Raw genomic sequence first — 17,404 nt, 5'->3', positions numbered from 1 at the left:
TAGATTTTCTGTCTAACTTTTAGGGTGCACTTCAGTTTTAGCGGGGTTTCTTTTTTTCGTTCGTTTTTATTCATAGAATTATCAAATTTACGTCATTGACAGCGCTTTAAAAAATGAGTACAATGAATTCGAAACAAAAGTTTAGATACGTAACATTTGTAAAGGAGGAAATGTTGTCGTGGAAAATGTGAAGTTGCTGGAATGTAAAAACATCTGTAAATCGTTCGGCGATAACCATGTATTAAAGGGCATTAACATTAGTCTTTCTCCTGGAGAAGTCTCCGCCATTATTGGGGGGAACGGCGCGGGTAAGAGTACGCTCATGAAGATTATTATGGGCATTTACAAATCCGACAAAGGAGAGATTATTGTTAATCAGGTTTCTCATAAGAACTTAACACCTGCAGTCGCATTAAGTAGTGGGATTTATTTGGTACCGCAAGAACCGATGCTCTTTAAGAATATGTCTGTTTTAGAGAATATTCTAATTGGATTGCCAGGGGATGCCAGTGAGCAAAAGGCCAAACTCCTAAAACTCATTGAAAAGTTAAAATGGGGTATTAATCTAGAACGTAGGGCTGATACACTAACGATTGCGGAACAACAATTGGTTGAAATCCTAAAAGGCTTGATTCGTAATCCAAAAGTTTTAATTTTGGATGAGCCTACAAGTTCCTTAACGTTTAATGAAACAGAAACTTTATTCGAACTCATCGAGAAGCTAAAGTCAGAAGGCGTAGGAATTCTTTATATTACGCACCGCCTGACAGAAGTCTTTAAGATTGCTACCGACATTATTATTATGCGCGATGGGAAGATTAGCTTATCTGGAAAGACACAAGAGTTTACCAATGATATGTTGATTCAAGCGTTGTTACCGGATGGAACGAATATGGAAGATCTTAGAAATCATGACGATGGGAGAGTCATTGATCGAACAGTCGAACCGATTTTATCGGTGGAGGACTATTCGGGAAATGGCTTTAAAGGTGTATCTCTAAAAGTATTTCCTGGAGAAATTCTCGGGTTGGCGGGAGTTGTCGGTGCAGGTCGTACAGAACTCGCTGAAACGATTTTCGGGAAAGATGAAGTGCATAGTGGAAAGGTTCTTCTTGGAAAAATCGATATCACAGGGAAATCAACAAGTGAGGTGATTCACCTCGGGCTTAATTATGTACCTGAAGATCGATTCAAACACGGGATTTTTAAGATTAGTGATCTTGGGATGAATATCACGGGGGCTTCTCTTCAGTCGATTGGGAGGTACTTCGTAAATCGAAAACGTGAAAAAGAAATGTACGAATACTTCAAACGCTCCTTCAAGATTAAATCGATGGATGTTAGTGATGAGATTGGTAGCTTATCGGGTGGGAATCAGCAAAAAGTGGTGATTGCCAAAGCGATTGCCTCCATGCCAAAGCTATTAATATTAGATGAACCGACACGAGGAATTGACGCAGGAGCCAGAGGAGATGTGTATAAAATCATTCAAGAGCTCAAAGAAAGAGGGCTTGCGATATTAATGATTTCCTCGGATATGGAAGAAATTGTTCAATTATCTGACCGAGCAGTAACGATGTATCATGGCAGAATTAATGCAGAGTTTGTCGGTGAAGAAATCACCCAAGAAAATCTGATGAGTGCCTCATTCGGTGTTGTAAAAGGAGAGAAAGTCTCATGAAGAATTTACTCAAACAGCGAGAAATCGTCTCAATCATTTTTATTATTGGACTCTTTGTAGTCGTAGGATTATTCAATCCACAGTTCTTGGCTCTTGAGAATATTTTCCAGATTGTTAATAACAGTGCTGTTTATGCGATGGTGGCTTTAGGAATGTGTTTTGTTCTTTTCACAGGCGAAATTGATGTCTCCATTGGAGCAATCGTTGGTTTAACTGCAGCCATTACGGGAAAGATGTTAAACGGGGGAGCTTCTATCTTCTCAGTATTTATAGTAGCGATTATCGTAGGAATGGTGATAGGCATTATTAATGCTCTTGGAATCGTACTCTTTAAAATTCCTTCGATTATTATGACGCTTGGAATGATGGGGATTATTCGTGGGTTCCAATATATCTATACAAATGGCCAATGGTTACAAGATTTTCCAAATGAATTTTTGAATATCTCTCAAGAAACAATTGGCGGAACTTTTGGATACGTATTTGCAAGCGCTTTAGTTATTGCGATTTTACTCTACTTCTTTACGAAAAAAACAATGGTGGGTAAGAGCTTTAAAGCAGTAGGAGATAATATCGATGGCGCAAGACTCATCGGGATTCCGGTAGAGAGAATTAAGTTCCTCAGCTATATCATCTGTGGAAGCTTTGCGGCTATCGGCGGTGTCTTATATGCGAGCCGTATTGGATTTGTGACTCCAACGGATGGAACGGGTTATGAAATGACCGCAATTGCCGCATGTGTGATTGGTGGTATTGCTCTTGAAGGAGGGCAAGGCTCAACATTTGGGGCGATTATTGGATCTATTCTGATGACATCGATTAGTAGTATCCTAGTCTTCTTAAACTTCCCTTCAACATTCAACAATACGATTACTGGAGGAATCTTAATTGCGATTGTGGTGATTGGAGCCATTTCCAACCAAAGAACGCAAGAAAATATTCGAAAAGAACGACTCCGCGTAAGAGTAGAACAAGGAGGGGAATAAGATGGAAAAGAGCAAAAAATCAATATTCAGTTCTCTAAAATGGCGCTGGGAGTATTTCTTAGTTCTTCTCTTAATTTTAGAGTTTGTCATTTTCGGAAGTTTGAATCCGCGTTTCTTGAATCCATTCATTTTAATGAATTCGATTAATAATTTTATTCCGGTGTGTATCGTTTCTCTATTGGTTACTTACGTCATTATTACAGGAGGAATGGATATTCAAGCTGGATCCATTATGGGATTGACGTCAATTTGTGTAGGGGTTCTCTGGCAAAAGATGGGGCTTAATATTTGGTTAGCCGTGCTTCTTGGGCTACTGGTAGGAGCTCTTTGTGGACTGATTAGTGGAATGTTAATTGCGTATGCAAAAGTTCAGCCGATGGTCATTACACTAGGTGGATCCTTCCTCTATTCAGGATTGGCTTTGGTCGTTCCCGCACTTGCTGGAGTAGTAGCTTATCAAGGGATTACTAATTTTCCACCTGAATTTCAGGAGATTGCTGCAGGGAACATCGCTGGGATTCCAAATCAGGTCATTATCTTCGCAGTCTTATTAATCCTTTCGTTTATTCTATTACACCTTACAAAATACGGAAGAAAAATCTTCCTCATCGGTGTGAACCGAAATACCGCGGAATACTCTGGAATTAAGACTGCTAGAGTTGTAATGAGTACCTACGTCTTATCGGGGATTGCCGCTTCAATTTCAGGAATTCTACTCACATCCTATCTTGGTACAGCCAAGCCGGACTTTGGAGCTGATTTGACCTTACCAATTATCACTGCGGTGGTTTTAGGAGGAACTTCTATCTATGGTGGTAAAGGAAATGTTATTGGCACAGGGTTAGCAGCCTTAATTATAGGTTTTATGAAATTTGGTTTAACACTTATTGGAGTTAATGCGCAATATCAAGATATTCCAGTTGGAATTCTATTGATTCTATCACTCATTATCAACTTTATGATTCATTCAAAAGTGTTCCAAAAAATAATGAAAAAGAAATAAGGAGGAAAGAAGCGATGAATAGTTCATAGTGTGAGATTCCCCAGTTGCAAAGTTGTCAAAAGAATGAGTTCTATAAAAGGAGAATTAACATGAAATTTAGAAAATTTTTAACGTATGGTGTCCTAGTTGGAGCAACGGCTTTCTTTTTAGGCGCTTGTGGAAACAGTAGTCAAAATTCAAGTTCAACTTCAAATTCAAATTCAAACGCAACAACTCAAACTGCAAACAATGGTGGGAAAGTAGTCTTCATCCCTAAAGTAACAGGGAATTCTTTCTTTGAATCTGGAAACTTAGGCGCTCAAGAAATGGCTAAAAAAGAAGGCTTTACAGTGGATTATAATGGGAACCCTGTAGCTTCAGTAGCCAACCAAGTAACCATTATCAACAACGCGGTTCAAACAGGAGCAGGCTCTATTGCAGTTTCTTCTGTAGACCCAACAGGACTAGATAATGCCCTAAAACAAGCTCAAAAGGCAGGGTTGAAAGTCGTTACTTGGGACTCAGACGTTTCTCCAGATGCACGTAGTTTAATGGTATCTCAAGGAACTCCGACTCAATTAGGGGAAATGTTAGTGAAAATGAGTGTGGATGCATTAGAAAAACGTGGAAAGGATCCTAAGAAAGACAAGATTAAATATGCATGGCACTATTCTTCTTCAACCGTACAAGACCAAAACTCTTGGCAAAAAGTGGGTGAAGAATATATTAAGAAAAACTATCCAAACTGGGAAAATGTGAATGAATCAAATTACTACAGTAACCAAGATGCTCAACAAGCTTTAAACGTAGGTCAATCAATCTTATCAGCGCATAAAGATATTGATTTAATCATTTGTAATGACTCAACAGCTTTACCAGGACAATTACAAGCGGTTCAAAACGCAAAACTTACGAAGAAGGATATTACTGTAACTGGATTCTCAACTCCTAACTCTATTAAGAAATATGCAAAAGATGACATTATCGAAGAATGGGGTCTATGGGATGTAAAAGTGCAAGGAGCTCTTGCTGTGTATCTTGCAAACTACTTAGCTTCAGGAAATCAAGCTAAAGTTGGCGATAAGATTAATGTTCCTGGAATTGGAGAAGTTGAAGTTCAAAATAACTCTATTTTAGATCCAAACTATAAAGATTCACCAGATAGTGGGGTTGTATTATTGCCAGAAAGAACAATCTTCACGAAGGAAAATATGGATAAATACGATTTCTAGGAGGAAAAATAATGGCAGATTTAGAAGGTTTAAAAGTTTCAAAAGAATATTATATCGATCAACCGGTTAAGACATTAGATCAATTCTTTGTAAAAGGGGCTCATAATGTCGATTACGGAATGAAGAAACATTTAGCGAATATTTTCAATCCTAAAAGCGGGAATACAGTGATGTTTGCTTTTGACCATGGGTATTTCATGGGCTCAACTGCTGGATTGGAACGTCTAGATATCGTGCTTCCAAAAATCGCACCAGAAGTAGATTGCTTGATGGGTACACGTGGAGCGATTCGAACAAGTGTTGATCCAAGTTGGAGAAAATCAACAGCTTTACGAGTGACTTCAGGTTCATCCATGCTGAATGATGATTTAAGTCATGAAATCTTAGCGGTGGATATTGAAGAAGCCATTCGATTAAATGCAGACTGCTTAGCCGTTCAAACTTTTATCGGAGCTGAAGGACAATTATCAAGCTTAGATAATTTATCTAGAGCGGTTAACCTTGGTAATCGTTATGGCATTCCAACGATGGGAGTTGTAGCAGTCGGAAAAGATATGGAAAGAACCGACCGCTTCTTCAAACTAGCAACTCGTATCGTAGCCGAACTAGGAGCTAATTTAGTCAAATCATATTATTGTGATAATTTCGAAGAAGTAGTAGCTGCATGTCCGGTACCTATTGTCGTTGCGGGAGGTAAAAAATTACCTGAGAAAGAAGCATTAGAATTAGCTTATAAAGCTATTCAAGGAGGAGCAAAAGGTTTGGATATGGGGCGTAACATTTTCCAAAGTATGCATCCAACAGAAATGGCTAAGAGTATTGCAAAAATTGTTCATGAAAAATATACGGACAAAGAAGCATTTGAATACTATACAGATTTAATTAATCGATAATCTGAAAATGTAGGTATGAAAGGGTTAGGGAAGACGAGTGTTATTTCCCTAATTCTTTTGGGTAGTGTATACTTTATTCAGTTAAGATTTTCGTAAAGAGGGTAAATAAAATGGATTTTTCTGAAAAAGATAAACGTTATAAAGATTCATTACTTTATAAGGTTGCATGGCTCTATTATATTGATGGTTTGACTCAAAAAGAGATTGCAGATCGTCTTTCTGTCAGTCGAATTAAAATCATCAAAATGTTAGAAGAGTCACGTCAAAAGAAAATTGTTCGTTTCCACTTTTCGACAGTCTATCGGGATAAAAACAAGATTGAACAACAGTTAATAGAAAAATACAATTTAAAAGATGTCTTTGTTGTGCCATGGAGTAGCAATGAAAACTTAGCGGAAGATTTAGGACAAGCTACGGCCATGTATCTGAATGATTTAATTAAAGATGATGCATTCGTTGGAGTTGGTTATGGTGAAACAATGGGAGCCTTCCTCAGACATTTATCAGGATTGACGGATAAAAATTTATCTGTCATCTCCATGACTGGTGGAGTAATGCCCTATATCAGACAGATTGGAAATGGAATCATTGATATTAAACACTATTTAATTCCTGCTCCATTAGTTGTAGGTAGTAAAGAATTAACGGAAGCAATTTTGAAAGAAAAATCAGTATCCGATATTGTCGAAATGACGGAGAAAATCAATGTAGTTGTTTCTAGTTTAGGTGGAATGCAAGAACATTCGACCATACTGAAATCAGGTCTTCTCACACCTGAGAAGTTTGAAAGCTTAAAGAGTAAAGGTGCAGTTGGAGATATGCTAATGCACTTTATGGATGAGGATGGCAATCTCGTTGATGATGAGATTGAAGACAGAATCATCAGTACTAAGCTAGATAAACTTAAAAATTATGATTATATCATTGTTGCAGCTGGAGGAGACGCTAAACTTCCAATTATTCATACTGCCATTACACATGGTTTTGTTAATGTATTAATTACGGATGAAAACACAGCAGAGCTTCTATTAGGAGACTGCACATGGAAGAAAGAAGAGAATACTTATTAGCGCTCGATGGAGGCACAGGGAGTTTTAGAGCTATTTTATTCCAAAAAGACGGTGTGCAAAAAGCTATTGAGCAAATTGAATGGGAACATCCTGTATACGATGAATACCCAGGAAGTGTAGGTTTTGATTTTGAAAAAAACTGGGAGATTATCCAGCGCTGTATTCGAAATCTAATAGAAAAAAATAATATTGCTCCTGAAGATATTAAAGGGATCTCAACAGATTCAATGAGAGAAGGGTTCATTCTTTATGATGAAAATCAAAAGGAATTAATTGGTTTTTCTAACATCGATGCTAGAGCCAAAGAAGAAGTGATTTCATTAAAGAGGGAACATCCTACGTTAGAAATGGAAATCTATCTTGAAACGGGCGAAACATTTGCATTGAGTGCAGTTCCACGTTTGCTTTGGGTTCAAAAAAACAAGCCTGAACTTTACCAAAAGGCTAAATATATGAATATGATAAACGATTGGATTGTATTCAAATTAACTGGAAAAATCGTTTCAGAGCCAAGTAATTCTTCTACTAGCGGATTATTTGACCTAGCTAAACGCGAATGGTTACCGGAAGTAGCGAAGAAATGTGGCTTAAAGGATGATATATTCCCACCTGTCTATGAAAGTGGGGTTCCAGTAGGAAATGTAAGTGCTGAAGCTGCTCGTCAAACTGGCCTCTCAGAATCAACGATTGTAGTTTGCGGTGGTGGAGACTCTCAACTAGGTTGTATTGGGGTTGGATCCATTAAACCAAATCAAGCGGCCCTGTTTGGAGGAAGCTTTTGGCAATATGAATTTAATACCGATAAACCTTATGTGGATGACAGAGGTAGAATTCGAGTAAATTGCCATTCGGTTCCTTCTGTGTGGCAACAAGAAGCAATTGCTTGGAGTTCAGGTCTCGTGATGAGATGGTTTAGGGATGCATTTTTAGACTTAGATGTGGAACTAGCTAAACAATTAGGAACTTCTGTGTATGCGCTCATGGATCAAAAAGCGAAGAAAATTCCAATTGGATGTTATGGAATGTATTCGATTTTTGCGGATGTCATGAACTTTAGAAATTTGAAGCACGCGAGCCCAACTTTCACAAACTTTTCAATTGACCCTTTAAAATTTAATAAAGCAACCTTTTATAAGTCCATTATGGAAAATGCGGGTTTGATTACCTTAGGTCACTTGAAAATGGTTGAAGAAATCACTGGAAATAAACCAGATGAAATTTTCTTTGCGGGTGGCTCCGCTTATAGTGAGTTATGGTCACAAACGATTGCAGATATTTTAGGAATCAGAGTGATTACTCCAAAAGAAAAAGAAGCGACAGCACTTGGCGCTGCGTTTCTAGCGGGGATTGGTAGTGGCGTTTACGATAATTTAGAAGAAACAACCCAATATGTTCAAATTGACAAAGTTTACGAACCGGATATGGATAATCATCGTAAATATTTAGAGATTTTCAATGATTGGCAAGTGCTTTATAAAGAGTTGCTAAATATTTCAGATAAGGGGTTAACAGATTATATGTGGATTGCCCCAGGTTCTGAATAATAAAGGAGTGATTGTATGTTTGTATTAGATGAAAAAGAGAAAGATTATCGTTTTGGTGATAGTGGGCCAAAGTACTTGATGAAAGGGCCACGTTCCAATTTTGCAGTAGTAAGATTTAATCCGGGACAAGATTTTCCAGCGCATTATCATGAAATTATGGAAGAAAATTTCTATGTTCTTGAAGGGAAAATTGATATTTATGTTGATGATGCAAAAGTCACTTTGTCTAAAGGAGAGTTTATTCATATTGAACCTAATGAAGTTCATTATGTAAAAAATCCTTATGATGAACCGATTGTCATGGTATCGACATTGGCACCTTTCCAAGAAGTGGATAAGATTGAAGCACCTGATTTCAAGCCTGAAGATTAAAATAGAGCCCCCTGATGAATGATTCACAGGGGGTATTGTAATTATAATTTTTAATTTTTTATAGAAATGAAAGGAGATTTGTATGACATACCCAGACTATATTTATGAACTCTGCCATGTGACATATGACATGTGGAATAAGGGGTGGGATGAATACAATGGTGGTAATGTAAGTTATCGTCTCACAAAAGAGGAAGCCAGTTCGATTGAAGCAGACCTTGAAGGAACCTCGTACACTTATTACACTGAAAATAGAAAAGAAGTGGAAGTGCTTGATGTCCCTGAGCACGTACAAGGAGAATATCTCTTAATCACCGCTTCAGGAAGTCACTTCAGAACATTGTGTTTACAACCTCATGAGGACACTGGAATCATTCAATTGACTCCAAAAGGGTACCGAGTAGTAGCAGGATTCGTGACGGGAAAACGTCCAACCAGTGAAATCTTCATGCATATACTCGCTCATGCTGCGCGTCTAAAAGTGGATTCCAATCACCGTGTTGTGATTCATAATCATGCGACCAATATTGTTATTTACTCATTATTAGATGAAGTAACGAGTGAATCATTAACGCTTGATTTATGGTCAGTGTTAACAGAATCTATTGTTGTATTCCACGACGGAATCGCTGTGTTGCCTTGGGAAGTACCAGGAACCCAGTTAATCGGTGACGATACAGCCCGTGAACTGGAAACTCATCGCCTTGTTGTCTGGGCTAAACATGGAGTGCTTTCAACCGGAAAAGACTACCAGGACTGCTTTGGTCTCATTGAGACAGCTGATAAAGCAGCACATATTGCCTTAGAACTAAAACGTGTTAGTGGAAAGAGCATCTACGAAAACAACGTCCTTTCAAAAGCAGACTTGAAGAAAGTTTGTGATGTTTTAGGAGTAGAAGGTAAGTATTTAAATAATTAAGTATCTTCATTTTATTAGAAAAGAGATAGACATAGTTCTATCTCTTATTTTTTTATAAAGTCTAGTATAAAATCTGAAATATTCCCATTAACACCTAAATTAAATCTAATTATGGTTGCTATATGTTAATGAAAATATAATAAATAGAGATAAAAATATAATTAGTTCCACATTAATCTGGAACTAGAAAGAATAAAAATAATTGTAGGCATATCATATACTAGAAGTGTGATAAAACGCTTGCAGTAGAAATAAATTGATTAGGGAGTGAAAGCATGAATGCAAGACAAATTTTCCTATTAGAATTTTTGCTTAAACAAAATGAGTATCTCTCAGCAAACCAATTATCTGAAAAGTACGGAGTTTCTACGAAAACTGTTTATCAAGATATTGACAAAATAAATTACTTTTTAGAAGAAGGAGCATTGAACAGCAGAATTATTAAAGTTCCAAGAAAAGGAATCAAGTTATCTGCTGATGAAGAAAGAAAAAGGATTCATGCTTTTCTTTTGGAGAATAAATTTGAATCTGGGGCAGAAAATTATACGCCAGAGTATAGAGAATCAGAGATTATTAAAAGGTTATTTATTAATCAAGATAAATTAGATATCTATGAGTTTGCTGAAGGAATGTTCGTTACAGAATCAACCGTTCATAGAGATATTGATAAATTAGAGAACAATTTAGGAGAGTTTGATTTGAAAATCCGAATCAAACATGATTGTTTTTATGTGGATGGTGATGAGTGGAGTATTAGAAAAGCATTACATTCTTATATAACTCAAAATCCAACAATCCGTAGTGAAGAAGGGTTAGAAGGATTTTTTACAAAAGGCGATGTTGAAAAATGTAGAGAGGCTATTGATAGATTATCTCAAAAGTATCATCACCAATTTTCAGATGATTATTCATGGTTATTACTTACAGAATGTCTAGTTTTTAAAAAGAGAACTGATCAAAATAATTACTTAACGAAAAGAACAAGTAACTTGATAAATGATCTTAACCACTTAGAAGTTTATTTCTTTTCTGGAGAATTGTTGGAGAACATTATTGATAAGCCTTTTTCAGAAATTTCTCCTTATGAGATTGAAGCAATGGCGTATAGTTTGCTTGCTTACGGGTTTAGTATACAATCAGCTGATTATATTCAAAATATTGAGGAGCAGGTAAATGAATTAATCGAAAAAGTATCTAGTTTACTTAGTCTTGACTTAACTAAAGACAAACATTTGAAATTGATGTTATCAAACCACATTTCAAAAATGATTTTCAGATTACGAAATCAAATTTACATTACAAATCCGGCTATAGAGGAAATAAAAAAACAATATTCTAGTTTGTTTAATGTCATTTGGATCGCTATTCGAGACTTGGGTAAATACTATGAAATCAATATTCCTAACGAAGAGTTGGCATTTATCGTAATTCATTTTCAATTGGCAATTGAAAAAATACTAAAACCTTTGAATGTCGTTGTTATCTGTCAAAATGGTATCGCAACTTCAGAATTAATCATGAGTAAGCTCCACAAGATTTTTGATGCAGATGCAAAGATTACAAATATTAGTGTACGAGAAATCGATTTTTATGATTTAAGCAATATCGATTTAATTATTTCTACAATTTCGCTTCCAGATATAACGATTCCTGTGATTGAGGTTAGCCCAATTCTTACAAAAGGGGAAATTGAATCTATAAGAAGTTTCTACACTGATCATATGACTGATAATTACACATTAATGCGAACAAGTTTAGATGGTAGAAAGTTTAACATGGAGTCATTACAAACATTAATTAAGACACCTAAATTAGTTCATGTATCTGTGAAAAATAAAAAAGAATGTATTGAGAAAATGATTGATGAATGCGACCTGTCTAATCGAAGAATTCAAGGGTTTAAAGAGTCAATTCTTGAAAGAGAAACGTTAGGTAGTACAAGTGTATACACAGGAGTTGCTTTACCTCACTGTGATCCAAGATTTGTTAATCAGTCTGAATTAATATTTATGACATTAGATAAGCCGATTAATTGGGGTAAAAATAATGTTAAATTAATCATCCTTATTGCCGTTGCAGAAAATGATATTCCGATTTTTAAAGATAGTTTAATCGCATTATATTCTGTGATTGAAAATCAAGAATTAATGAATGAATTGGTGTTCATGAATAATGGTGATGAAATTAAGGAAAGACTATTAAAGGAGGTGAGCCAAAATGCTAAATGAGGAAGTCTTTGAAATGAATGTTCCAAACATGAAAACGAAAGAAGAAGCGTTAAGCTATTTGGCTGATAAATTAATCAGTAAAGGAATTGTAAAAGAATCTTATAAACAAGCAATTATTGATAGAGAGCATGTTTTTCCGACAGGATTGCAGTTTGAAGCGTATGGAATTGCTATCCCACATACAGATGTAGAACATGTGAATAAAGAACAAATAGCGTTAATGACATTGAAAGAAGCTGTTTCATTTTATCAAATGGGAACTAATGATGTTGAAGTTCCCGTGAGAGTAATTTTTATGCTCGCTCTGAAAGAAGCACACAGTCAATTGACGATGCTTCAACAACTGATGGAAGTCTTACAGGATAAAGACATAATGGAAAGAATCTTGAGCATGGATGAAAATACACCTAACTCGGAGATAAAAGAAGTATTAGCATTAAAAAATATTAAATAATTAAATGGTTTAGTAATAGGAGAGGAGGACAGAAAGCTACTAAATCATCAGTATCAGACTGATATTCTGATTATTATACATTAGGAGGAAATTATAATGTTAGAATTATTTCAAAAATTTATTGATTTAGGAGCCATTGTTGTTCTACCAATTTTAATTTTTATTTTTGGTATGGCTCTTGGAACAAAACCTAAAAAAGCCTTTGTATCAGGTATTATTGTTGGGGTTGGTTTTGTAGGATTAAATATGGTAGTCGATTTGCTAGGAGGTAGCTTAGGACCTGCGGCTCAAGCAATGGTTGAACGTTTTGGTTTAAACTTAACAACAATTGACGTTGGTTGGCCAGCTGCTGCAGCAATTTCCTATGGTACATTGTTAGGTTCGCTTGCTATTCCAATTGGTATCGGTATTAACATTTTACTTTTATTCTTAGGGTTAACAAAAACATTGATGGTTGATATGTGGAATTTCTGGCATGCAGCCTTTGTTGCTTCGCTAGTTTACGCAGTTACACAAGATTTCACATTGGGTTTATATGCTACTGCTACTTATTTAGTAATGATTTACTTATTAGCAGATCTTATTGCACCAGCAATCAAAAAATTCTATGGATTTCCTAATATTACATTCCCACACGGAACTTCAGCACCTGGATTCCTAGTTGCGATTCCTTTAAACTGGTTATTTGACCGTATTCCTGGATTTAACAAAATTGAAGCTAACCCAGAAAGTATCCAAAAGAAATTTGGTGTGTTTGGTGAAAGCACAGTTTTAGGTTTGATTATTGGTATTGCTATGGGACTTTTAGCTGGTTATGATGCAAAAGGAGTTCTTCAATTAGGTGTTAAAATGTCTGCTGTAATGGTTCTTATGCCACGTATGGTATCTCTATTAATGGAAGGTTTAACGCCAATCTCAGAAGCTGCTAACGAATTCGTTCAAAAACGTTTCCCAGGTCGTGAAGTAAATATTGGTATGGACTCAGCATTGTCAGTAGGACATCCAGCAGTATTATCAAGTTCATTACTTTTAGTACCAATTACAATTTTACTTGCAGTCATCTTGCCTGGAAACCAAACATTACCATTTGGTGACCTTGCAACAATCCCATTCGTAGTCTGCTTAATGGCAGCTGTATTTAAAGGAAATATTGTTCGAACAGTTGTCGGTGGAGCGATTTATATGACAAGTATTTTCTATATTACATCATGGGTTGCGCCTCTTGTTACGCAAGCAGCAAAAGCAGCTAACTTTGATTTAGGTGGAAATACAAGTATTACAGCGCTAGCAGAAGGCGGCTTATGGCCAACTTGGTTATTTGTCTTTGCTGGACAAACAGCTCCATGGGTTATTTTAACGATTGTATTAGTAGGCTCATTAGCTGGATTATTCTATATTAACAAAGTGCGTGCTGCAAAATAGGAGTGTATATTATGAAAAAATTATTAGTTATGTGTGGTTCAGGTATCGCAACATCTACTGTGGTAGTTGGTAAAGTAAAACAATGGTTGAAAGATAATGGGTACGAAGATAAAGTCCAAGTATTCCAATCTAAAGTATCAGAAGAAGTAAATAGACTTGATGAATATGACGTAGTTATTTCTACAACAGTAGTTCCTGATTCCGTAAAAGATAAAGTAATTATGGGATTGCCATTACTTACAGGTATGGGAATCGATTCTTTATGGAATGAATTGAAACAAGCATTGGAGGCTTAATCATGAAAGCAAGAATGAGAGATGTTTTGGGAAATGCAAAAAAAGAGCATTATGCAGTTCCAGCAACTAATTTCATCGATTGGAATTCTGCAAAAGCATACAGTGAAATCAGCGAATCTAGAAAATTACCGTTAATTCTTGCTTATGCACAAGTACATTCTCAATATTTAAGTTTAGAAGACGCAGCAGCAATTGGACGTTATTTCCAAGAAGTAACAAATACTCCGGTTGTGTTGCATCTCGATCATGGTCAAGATTTTGAATTCATTAAACGTGCTATTGAACTTGGATTTAATTCAGTCATGATTGATGCTTCATTAGATACATTTGAGGAAAATGTTCGTAAAACGAAAGACGTTGTGGAATACGCACATCAATTTGGTGTAGATGTAGAAGCTGAAATTGGATTTGTTGGAGCAAATGCTGCTTCGAATAATGAAGAGGTGAAATCCATTTATACGAGTGTTGAAGATGCTAAGAAATTTGTTGAAGAAACGAATGTAGATTCATTAGCTGTTTCTATTGGTACTTCTCATGGGTTGTATAAAGGTACTCCAAAATTAAACTTTGAACGGTTAGAAGAGTTGAATGAAGCACTTACTATTCCTTTGGTATTGCATGGCGGGTCAGGTTCTGGAGATGATAACCTAAATCGTTGTGCTACACATGGTATTTCAAAGATTAACATTTATAGTGATTTTATATACTCTGGTGCCAAAGCAGTTGCTGATGGATATGTAGAAAACTATATTGATATTGTGAATTTATCAAGAAAGGGTATGGAAAATACTCTTGAACATTATTACAAAGTATTTGAAACCAAATAAATTAGGAGGAGAAATATGAAAATTGTAAAAAGCAAATTCTTTATCTTCAATCCCAAATCATATTTATTTGGTGATGAATTACTAGAGTTAGCTAAAGAAGCGGACCATTTAGCAGAGGTTTATCCTGAAATTAGTATTTTTGTGACTTGCCCATATGCAGATATTAGTAGAGTTGCGAGTGAAACAAAAAATATTATTGTAACGGCTCAACATTTAGATGGAATTGATTGCGGTAGGGGAATGGGAGCTGTATTACCAGCATCGTTATATAATGCTGGTGCTAGAGCAACGTTCTTAAACCATGCCGAACATCCATTAACAACATCACAAGTAGTGGCGTCCGTAAATAAAGCAAAAGAACTAGGAATGATTACAGTTCTATGTGCGGATTCTATTCAAGAAGCGAGAATGCTTGCAATGTTAGAGCCAACAATTATGCTTTGTGAACCGACAGAGCTTATTGGTACTGGACAAACCAGCGATGATTCTTATATTGTGAAAACGAATGAACAAGTGAAGTCAGTAAATCCTAATATTCTTATGATGCAAGGTGCAGGAATTATGAATGAAAAGGATGTCTATCGGACTATTAAATTAGGCGCAGAAGGTACTGGTTGCACAAGTGGTATCGTAAAAGCTGAAAATCCAAAAGAAATGTTGAGATTAATGGTTGAAGCGATTGATCAAGTGATGAATGAGGGTTAATCATGAGTGTATTTCAAAAAGAGTTTAAAGTTGAAACAAAAGAAAAGGCTGTATCCTATGTGGATATTACGCAAAGTGTAAAAGATACTATTTTAGAAAGTGGTATTCAATCGGGAACTTGTACAGTTGTAACAGCACATACGACATGTTCTATTTTCTTTGAAGAAGATACACATGATCGAGATGAAGACGGAGTGGATTTCTTACAATTAGATTTGAATCGAATCTTAGAAAGTATAGTTCCGCCCCATATAAATGCGCAAAGTTACAATTATCCAGGCGAAGCACACTATAAAGAAGTAGAATCATGGCCTAACCCAGAAGAATGGCTACCAAATGGAGATCGTAGCTACCTTTGGAATGGAGATGCGCATATCAAGGCCACTATTATAGGTGCAAGTGAAACATTAGCAGTAGTGGATGGTCAATTAGGAATTGGTAAAACTGGGTATGTTTATTTTGCCGACTTTGATAAAACACGAGAAAGAACAAGAAAGTATAGAGTCATTGTTTTAGGAGAATAAAGGCATGAAAATAATCATGCAATATATTTTAATTACTAGTTAAGAAAATGAATAAAACGAAAACTAGAATTGCCAAAAACTGGTCGCCATCTATTCATTTTAGGTGCAATAAGATTTTCTTATTGCACCTTTTTTTGAAAAAATCAAAAAAGGTTTTTGTCAACTCGCTTTGTGAAACCGAGAATTTCGAACTAAAATATAATGCTAATTTATATCTATTTTAAGGCGTTTTTGAAGTTCGCATCCAATCTACATATTGTGAAATACGCCAGAAAATATTTTAAAAAGAACAAGTTTACGTGTTAACACGTTAAGTTTTACTTGAAACTGGTTTCGTTTAGTGTTAGACTGAACGCGAGAGCGCTACCAAAGGAGAAAAAAGATTTGGTAGTAAAAAGCTTTTATGAATCAATTAAGGAGGAGAACTATGGAAACGAGATATACACACAGTCCAGAGGACATCAGACATTATTCTACGGAGCAATTAAGAAAGGAATTCTTAGTTGAGAAAGTATTTGAACCAAATCAAGTGAAGTTAACGTACACTCATAACGACCGCATGATTTTTGGTGGGGTAATGCCAGTTGAAGGGAAATTAACTATCGAATTATCTAAAGAGTTAGGAGTGGAATACTTCCTTCAAAGACGTGAAATGGGTGTGATTAATATTGGGGGCCCAGGTGTCATTGAAATTGATGGTGTTTCAGAAAATATGGTGAAACAAGATGGATATTACATCGGAAAAGAGACAAGAGAAATTGCTTTTTCAAGTATTTCTGCTGAAGATCCTGCGAAATTCTACGTTGTGTCCGTTCCAGCACATCATAAATATCCAAACAAAAAATTAAGCATTGAAAAAATTGTTCCACTTTGCATGGGTGAATCTAATACATTAAACCAAAGAAAAATTTATCAATATGTTCATCCAAATCAATGCGAAAGCTGCCAATTACAATTAGGGTACACAGTCCTTGAACCAGGTAGCTCTTGGAATACAATGCCATGTCATACGCATGAACGTCGTATGGAAACATACCTTTATTTTGATATGGAACCTGATACAAGAGTCTTCCACTTCATGGGGACTCCGCAAGAAACAAAACACTTAGTCGTTGGAAACGAAGAAGCATGTATTTCACCAAGTTGGTCTATTCACTCAGGTGTGGGAACGTCAAACTACACATTCATCTGGGGAATGGCTGGAGAAAACATCACCTATACCGACATGGATATGGTTCCAATGCAAGATCTTAAATAGTGAGGAGTAAG

The 17,404-nt window shown here is 36.0% G+C and carries 17 protein-coding genes; all 17 read left to right on the top strand.

Annotation, left to right across the window (positions count from 1 at the left end):
- Positions 1-178 precede the first annotated feature (178 nt).
- The 17 genes from HMPREF3106_RS05965 (at position 179) to kduI (ending at position 17,393) form a co-directional block, all read left to right on the top strand.
- Positions 179-1,681 carry a sugar ABC transporter ATP-binding protein gene (locus tag HMPREF3106_RS05965; RefSeq protein WP_070445017.1) on the top strand — a complete coding sequence of 501 codons (1,503 nt, stop codon included), beginning with the start codon at positions 179-181 and terminating at the stop codon, positions 1,679-1,681.
- Entirely contained in the window at positions 1,678-2,667 is a 990-nt protein-coding gene (locus HMPREF3106_RS05960; RefSeq protein WP_049554410.1) for an ABC transporter permease, read from the top strand. Before HMPREF3106_RS05965 ends, HMPREF3106_RS05960 begins: the two co-directional genes overlap by 4 nt.
- Position 2,668: 1 nt before the next feature.
- Entirely contained in the window at positions 2,669-3,670 is a 1,002-nt protein-coding gene (locus HMPREF3106_RS05955) for an ABC transporter permease (RefSeq protein ID WP_049554411.1), read from the top strand.
- Between the two features lie 89 nt (positions 3,671-3,759).
- Positions 3,760-4,881: a substrate-binding domain-containing protein gene (locus HMPREF3106_RS05950; RefSeq protein ID WP_005605806.1), complete on the top strand. Its 1,122-nt coding sequence runs from the start codon at positions 3,760-3,762 to the stop codon at positions 4,879-4,881.
- An 11-nt stretch (positions 4,882-4,892) separates the two neighbouring features.
- The gene (gene lsrF, locus HMPREF3106_RS05945) at positions 4,893-5,774 is read left to right on the top strand and encodes a 3-hydroxy-5-phosphonooxypentane-2,4-dione thiolase (RefSeq protein WP_005605805.1); all 882 of its coding nucleotides are present in this window, start codon (positions 4,893-4,895) and stop codon (positions 5,772-5,774) included.
- Between the two features lie 110 nt (positions 5,775-5,884).
- Positions 5,885-6,844 carry a sugar-binding transcriptional regulator gene (locus HMPREF3106_RS05940; protein ID WP_005605804.1) on the top strand — a complete coding sequence of 320 codons (960 nt, stop codon included), beginning with the start codon at positions 5,885-5,887 and terminating at the stop codon, positions 6,842-6,844.
- Positions 6,817-8,388: an autoinducer-2 kinase gene (gene lsrK / locus HMPREF3106_RS05935; RefSeq protein ID WP_070445014.1), complete on the top strand. Its 1,572-nt coding sequence runs from the start codon at positions 6,817-6,819 to the stop codon at positions 8,386-8,388. Before HMPREF3106_RS05940 ends, lsrK begins: the two co-directional genes overlap by 28 nt.
- 15 nt (positions 8,389-8,403) lie before the next feature.
- Positions 8,404-8,760: a cupin domain-containing protein gene (locus HMPREF3106_RS05930; protein WP_005605801.1), complete on the top strand. Its 357-nt coding sequence runs from the start codon at positions 8,404-8,406 to the stop codon at positions 8,758-8,760.
- A gap of 82 nt (positions 8,761-8,842) precedes the next feature.
- Complete coding sequence (gene rhaD, locus HMPREF3106_RS05925; RefSeq protein ID WP_070445011.1) at positions 8,843-9,679, top strand: rhamnulose-1-phosphate aldolase; 837 nt, start codon at positions 8,843-8,845, stop codon at positions 9,677-9,679.
- A 275-nt stretch (positions 9,680-9,954) separates the two neighbouring features.
- Positions 9,955-11,907 carry a BglG family transcription antiterminator gene (locus HMPREF3106_RS05920; protein ID WP_070445008.1) on the top strand — a complete coding sequence of 651 codons (1,953 nt, stop codon included), beginning with the start codon at positions 9,955-9,957 and terminating at the stop codon, positions 11,905-11,907.
- A complete protein-coding gene (locus HMPREF3106_RS05915; RefSeq protein WP_070445005.1) occupies positions 11,897-12,361 on the top strand; it encodes a PTS sugar transporter subunit IIA in 465 nt (154 codons plus the stop codon). Before HMPREF3106_RS05920 ends, HMPREF3106_RS05915 begins: the two co-directional genes overlap by 11 nt.
- A 96-nt stretch (positions 12,362-12,457) precedes the next feature.
- Positions 12,458-13,783 (top strand): PTS galactitol transporter subunit IIC, encoded by a 1,326-nt coding sequence (locus HMPREF3106_RS05910; protein ID WP_070445002.1) that lies wholly within the window; start codon positions 12,458-12,460, stop codon positions 13,781-13,783.
- Positions 13,784-13,794: 11 nt separating this feature from the next.
- Positions 13,795-14,079 carry a PTS sugar transporter subunit IIB gene (locus HMPREF3106_RS05905; RefSeq protein WP_005605792.1) on the top strand — a complete coding sequence of 95 codons (285 nt, stop codon included), beginning with the start codon at positions 13,795-13,797 and terminating at the stop codon, positions 14,077-14,079.
- A gap of 2 nt (positions 14,080-14,081) precedes the next feature.
- The gene (locus HMPREF3106_RS05900) at positions 14,082-14,906 is read left to right on the top strand and encodes a class II fructose-bisphosphate aldolase (RefSeq protein ID WP_049554420.1); all 825 of its coding nucleotides are present in this window, start codon (positions 14,082-14,084) and stop codon (positions 14,904-14,906) included.
- 15 nt (positions 14,907-14,921) lie between these two features.
- Complete coding sequence (locus HMPREF3106_RS05895; protein ID WP_049554421.1) at positions 14,922-15,611, top strand: triose-phosphate isomerase; 690 nt, start codon at positions 14,922-14,924, stop codon at positions 15,609-15,611.
- 2 nt (positions 15,612-15,613) lie between these two features.
- Positions 15,614-16,135, top strand: a complete 522-nt coding sequence (locus HMPREF3106_RS05890; RefSeq protein ID WP_049554422.1) for a YjbQ family protein — start codon at positions 15,614-15,616, stop codon at positions 16,133-16,135.
- Between the two features lie 427 nt (positions 16,136-16,562).
- Entirely contained in the window at positions 16,563-17,393 is an 831-nt protein-coding gene (gene kduI, locus HMPREF3106_RS05885; RefSeq protein ID WP_070444999.1) for a 5-dehydro-4-deoxy-D-glucuronate isomerase, read from the top strand.
- Positions 17,394-17,404 lie beyond the last annotated feature (11 nt).

The sequence above is a fragment of the Granulicatella sp. HMSC31F03 genome, from assembly GCF_001807725.1.
Classification (GTDB): Bacteria; Bacillota; Bacilli; order Lactobacillales; family Aerococcaceae; genus Granulicatella; species Granulicatella adiacens.
This window is presented reverse-complemented; position numbering and strand designations above follow the sequence as displayed.

Coding starts and splice junctions, on each gene's coding strand:
- kduI (WP_070444999.1), top strand. CDS start 16,563: ATGGAAACGAGATATACACACAGTCCAGAGGACATCAGACATTATTCT.
- HMPREF3106_RS05895 (WP_049554421.1), top strand. CDS start 14,922: ATGAAAATTGTAAAAAGCAAATTCTTTATCTTCAATCCCAAATCATAT.
- HMPREF3106_RS05900 (WP_049554420.1), top strand. CDS start 14,082: ATGAAAGCAAGAATGAGAGATGTTTTGGGAAATGCAAAAAAAGAGCAT.
- HMPREF3106_RS05960 (WP_049554410.1), top strand. CDS start 1,678: ATGAAGAATTTACTCAAACAGCGAGAAATCGTCTCAATCATTTTTATT.
- HMPREF3106_RS05930 (WP_005605801.1), top strand. CDS start 8,404: ATGTTTGTATTAGATGAAAAAGAGAAAGATTATCGTTTTGGTGATAGT.
- HMPREF3106_RS05940 (WP_005605804.1), top strand. CDS start 5,885: ATGGATTTTTCTGAAAAAGATAAACGTTATAAAGATTCATTACTTTAT.
- HMPREF3106_RS05920 (WP_070445008.1), top strand. CDS start 9,955: ATGAATGCAAGACAAATTTTCCTATTAGAATTTTTGCTTAAACAAAAT.
- lsrK (WP_070445014.1), top strand. CDS start 6,817: ATGGAAGAAAGAAGAGAATACTTATTAGCGCTCGATGGAGGCACAGGG.
- rhaD (WP_070445011.1), top strand. CDS start 8,843: ATGACATACCCAGACTATATTTATGAACTCTGCCATGTGACATATGAC.
- HMPREF3106_RS05905 (WP_005605792.1), top strand. CDS start 13,795: ATGAAAAAATTATTAGTTATGTGTGGTTCAGGTATCGCAACATCTACT.
- HMPREF3106_RS05955 (WP_049554411.1), top strand. CDS start 2,669: ATGGAAAAGAGCAAAAAATCAATATTCAGTTCTCTAAAATGGCGCTGG.
- HMPREF3106_RS05890 (WP_049554422.1), top strand. CDS start 15,614: ATGAGTGTATTTCAAAAAGAGTTTAAAGTTGAAACAAAAGAAAAGGCT.
- lsrF (WP_005605805.1), top strand. CDS start 4,893: ATGGCAGATTTAGAAGGTTTAAAAGTTTCAAAAGAATATTATATCGAT.
- HMPREF3106_RS05950 (WP_005605806.1), top strand. CDS start 3,760: ATGAAATTTAGAAAATTTTTAACGTATGGTGTCCTAGTTGGAGCAACG.
- HMPREF3106_RS05910 (WP_070445002.1), top strand. CDS start 12,458: ATGTTAGAATTATTTCAAAAATTTATTGATTTAGGAGCCATTGTTGTT.
- HMPREF3106_RS05915 (WP_070445005.1), top strand. CDS start 11,897: ATGCTAAATGAGGAAGTCTTTGAAATGAATGTTCCAAACATGAAAACG.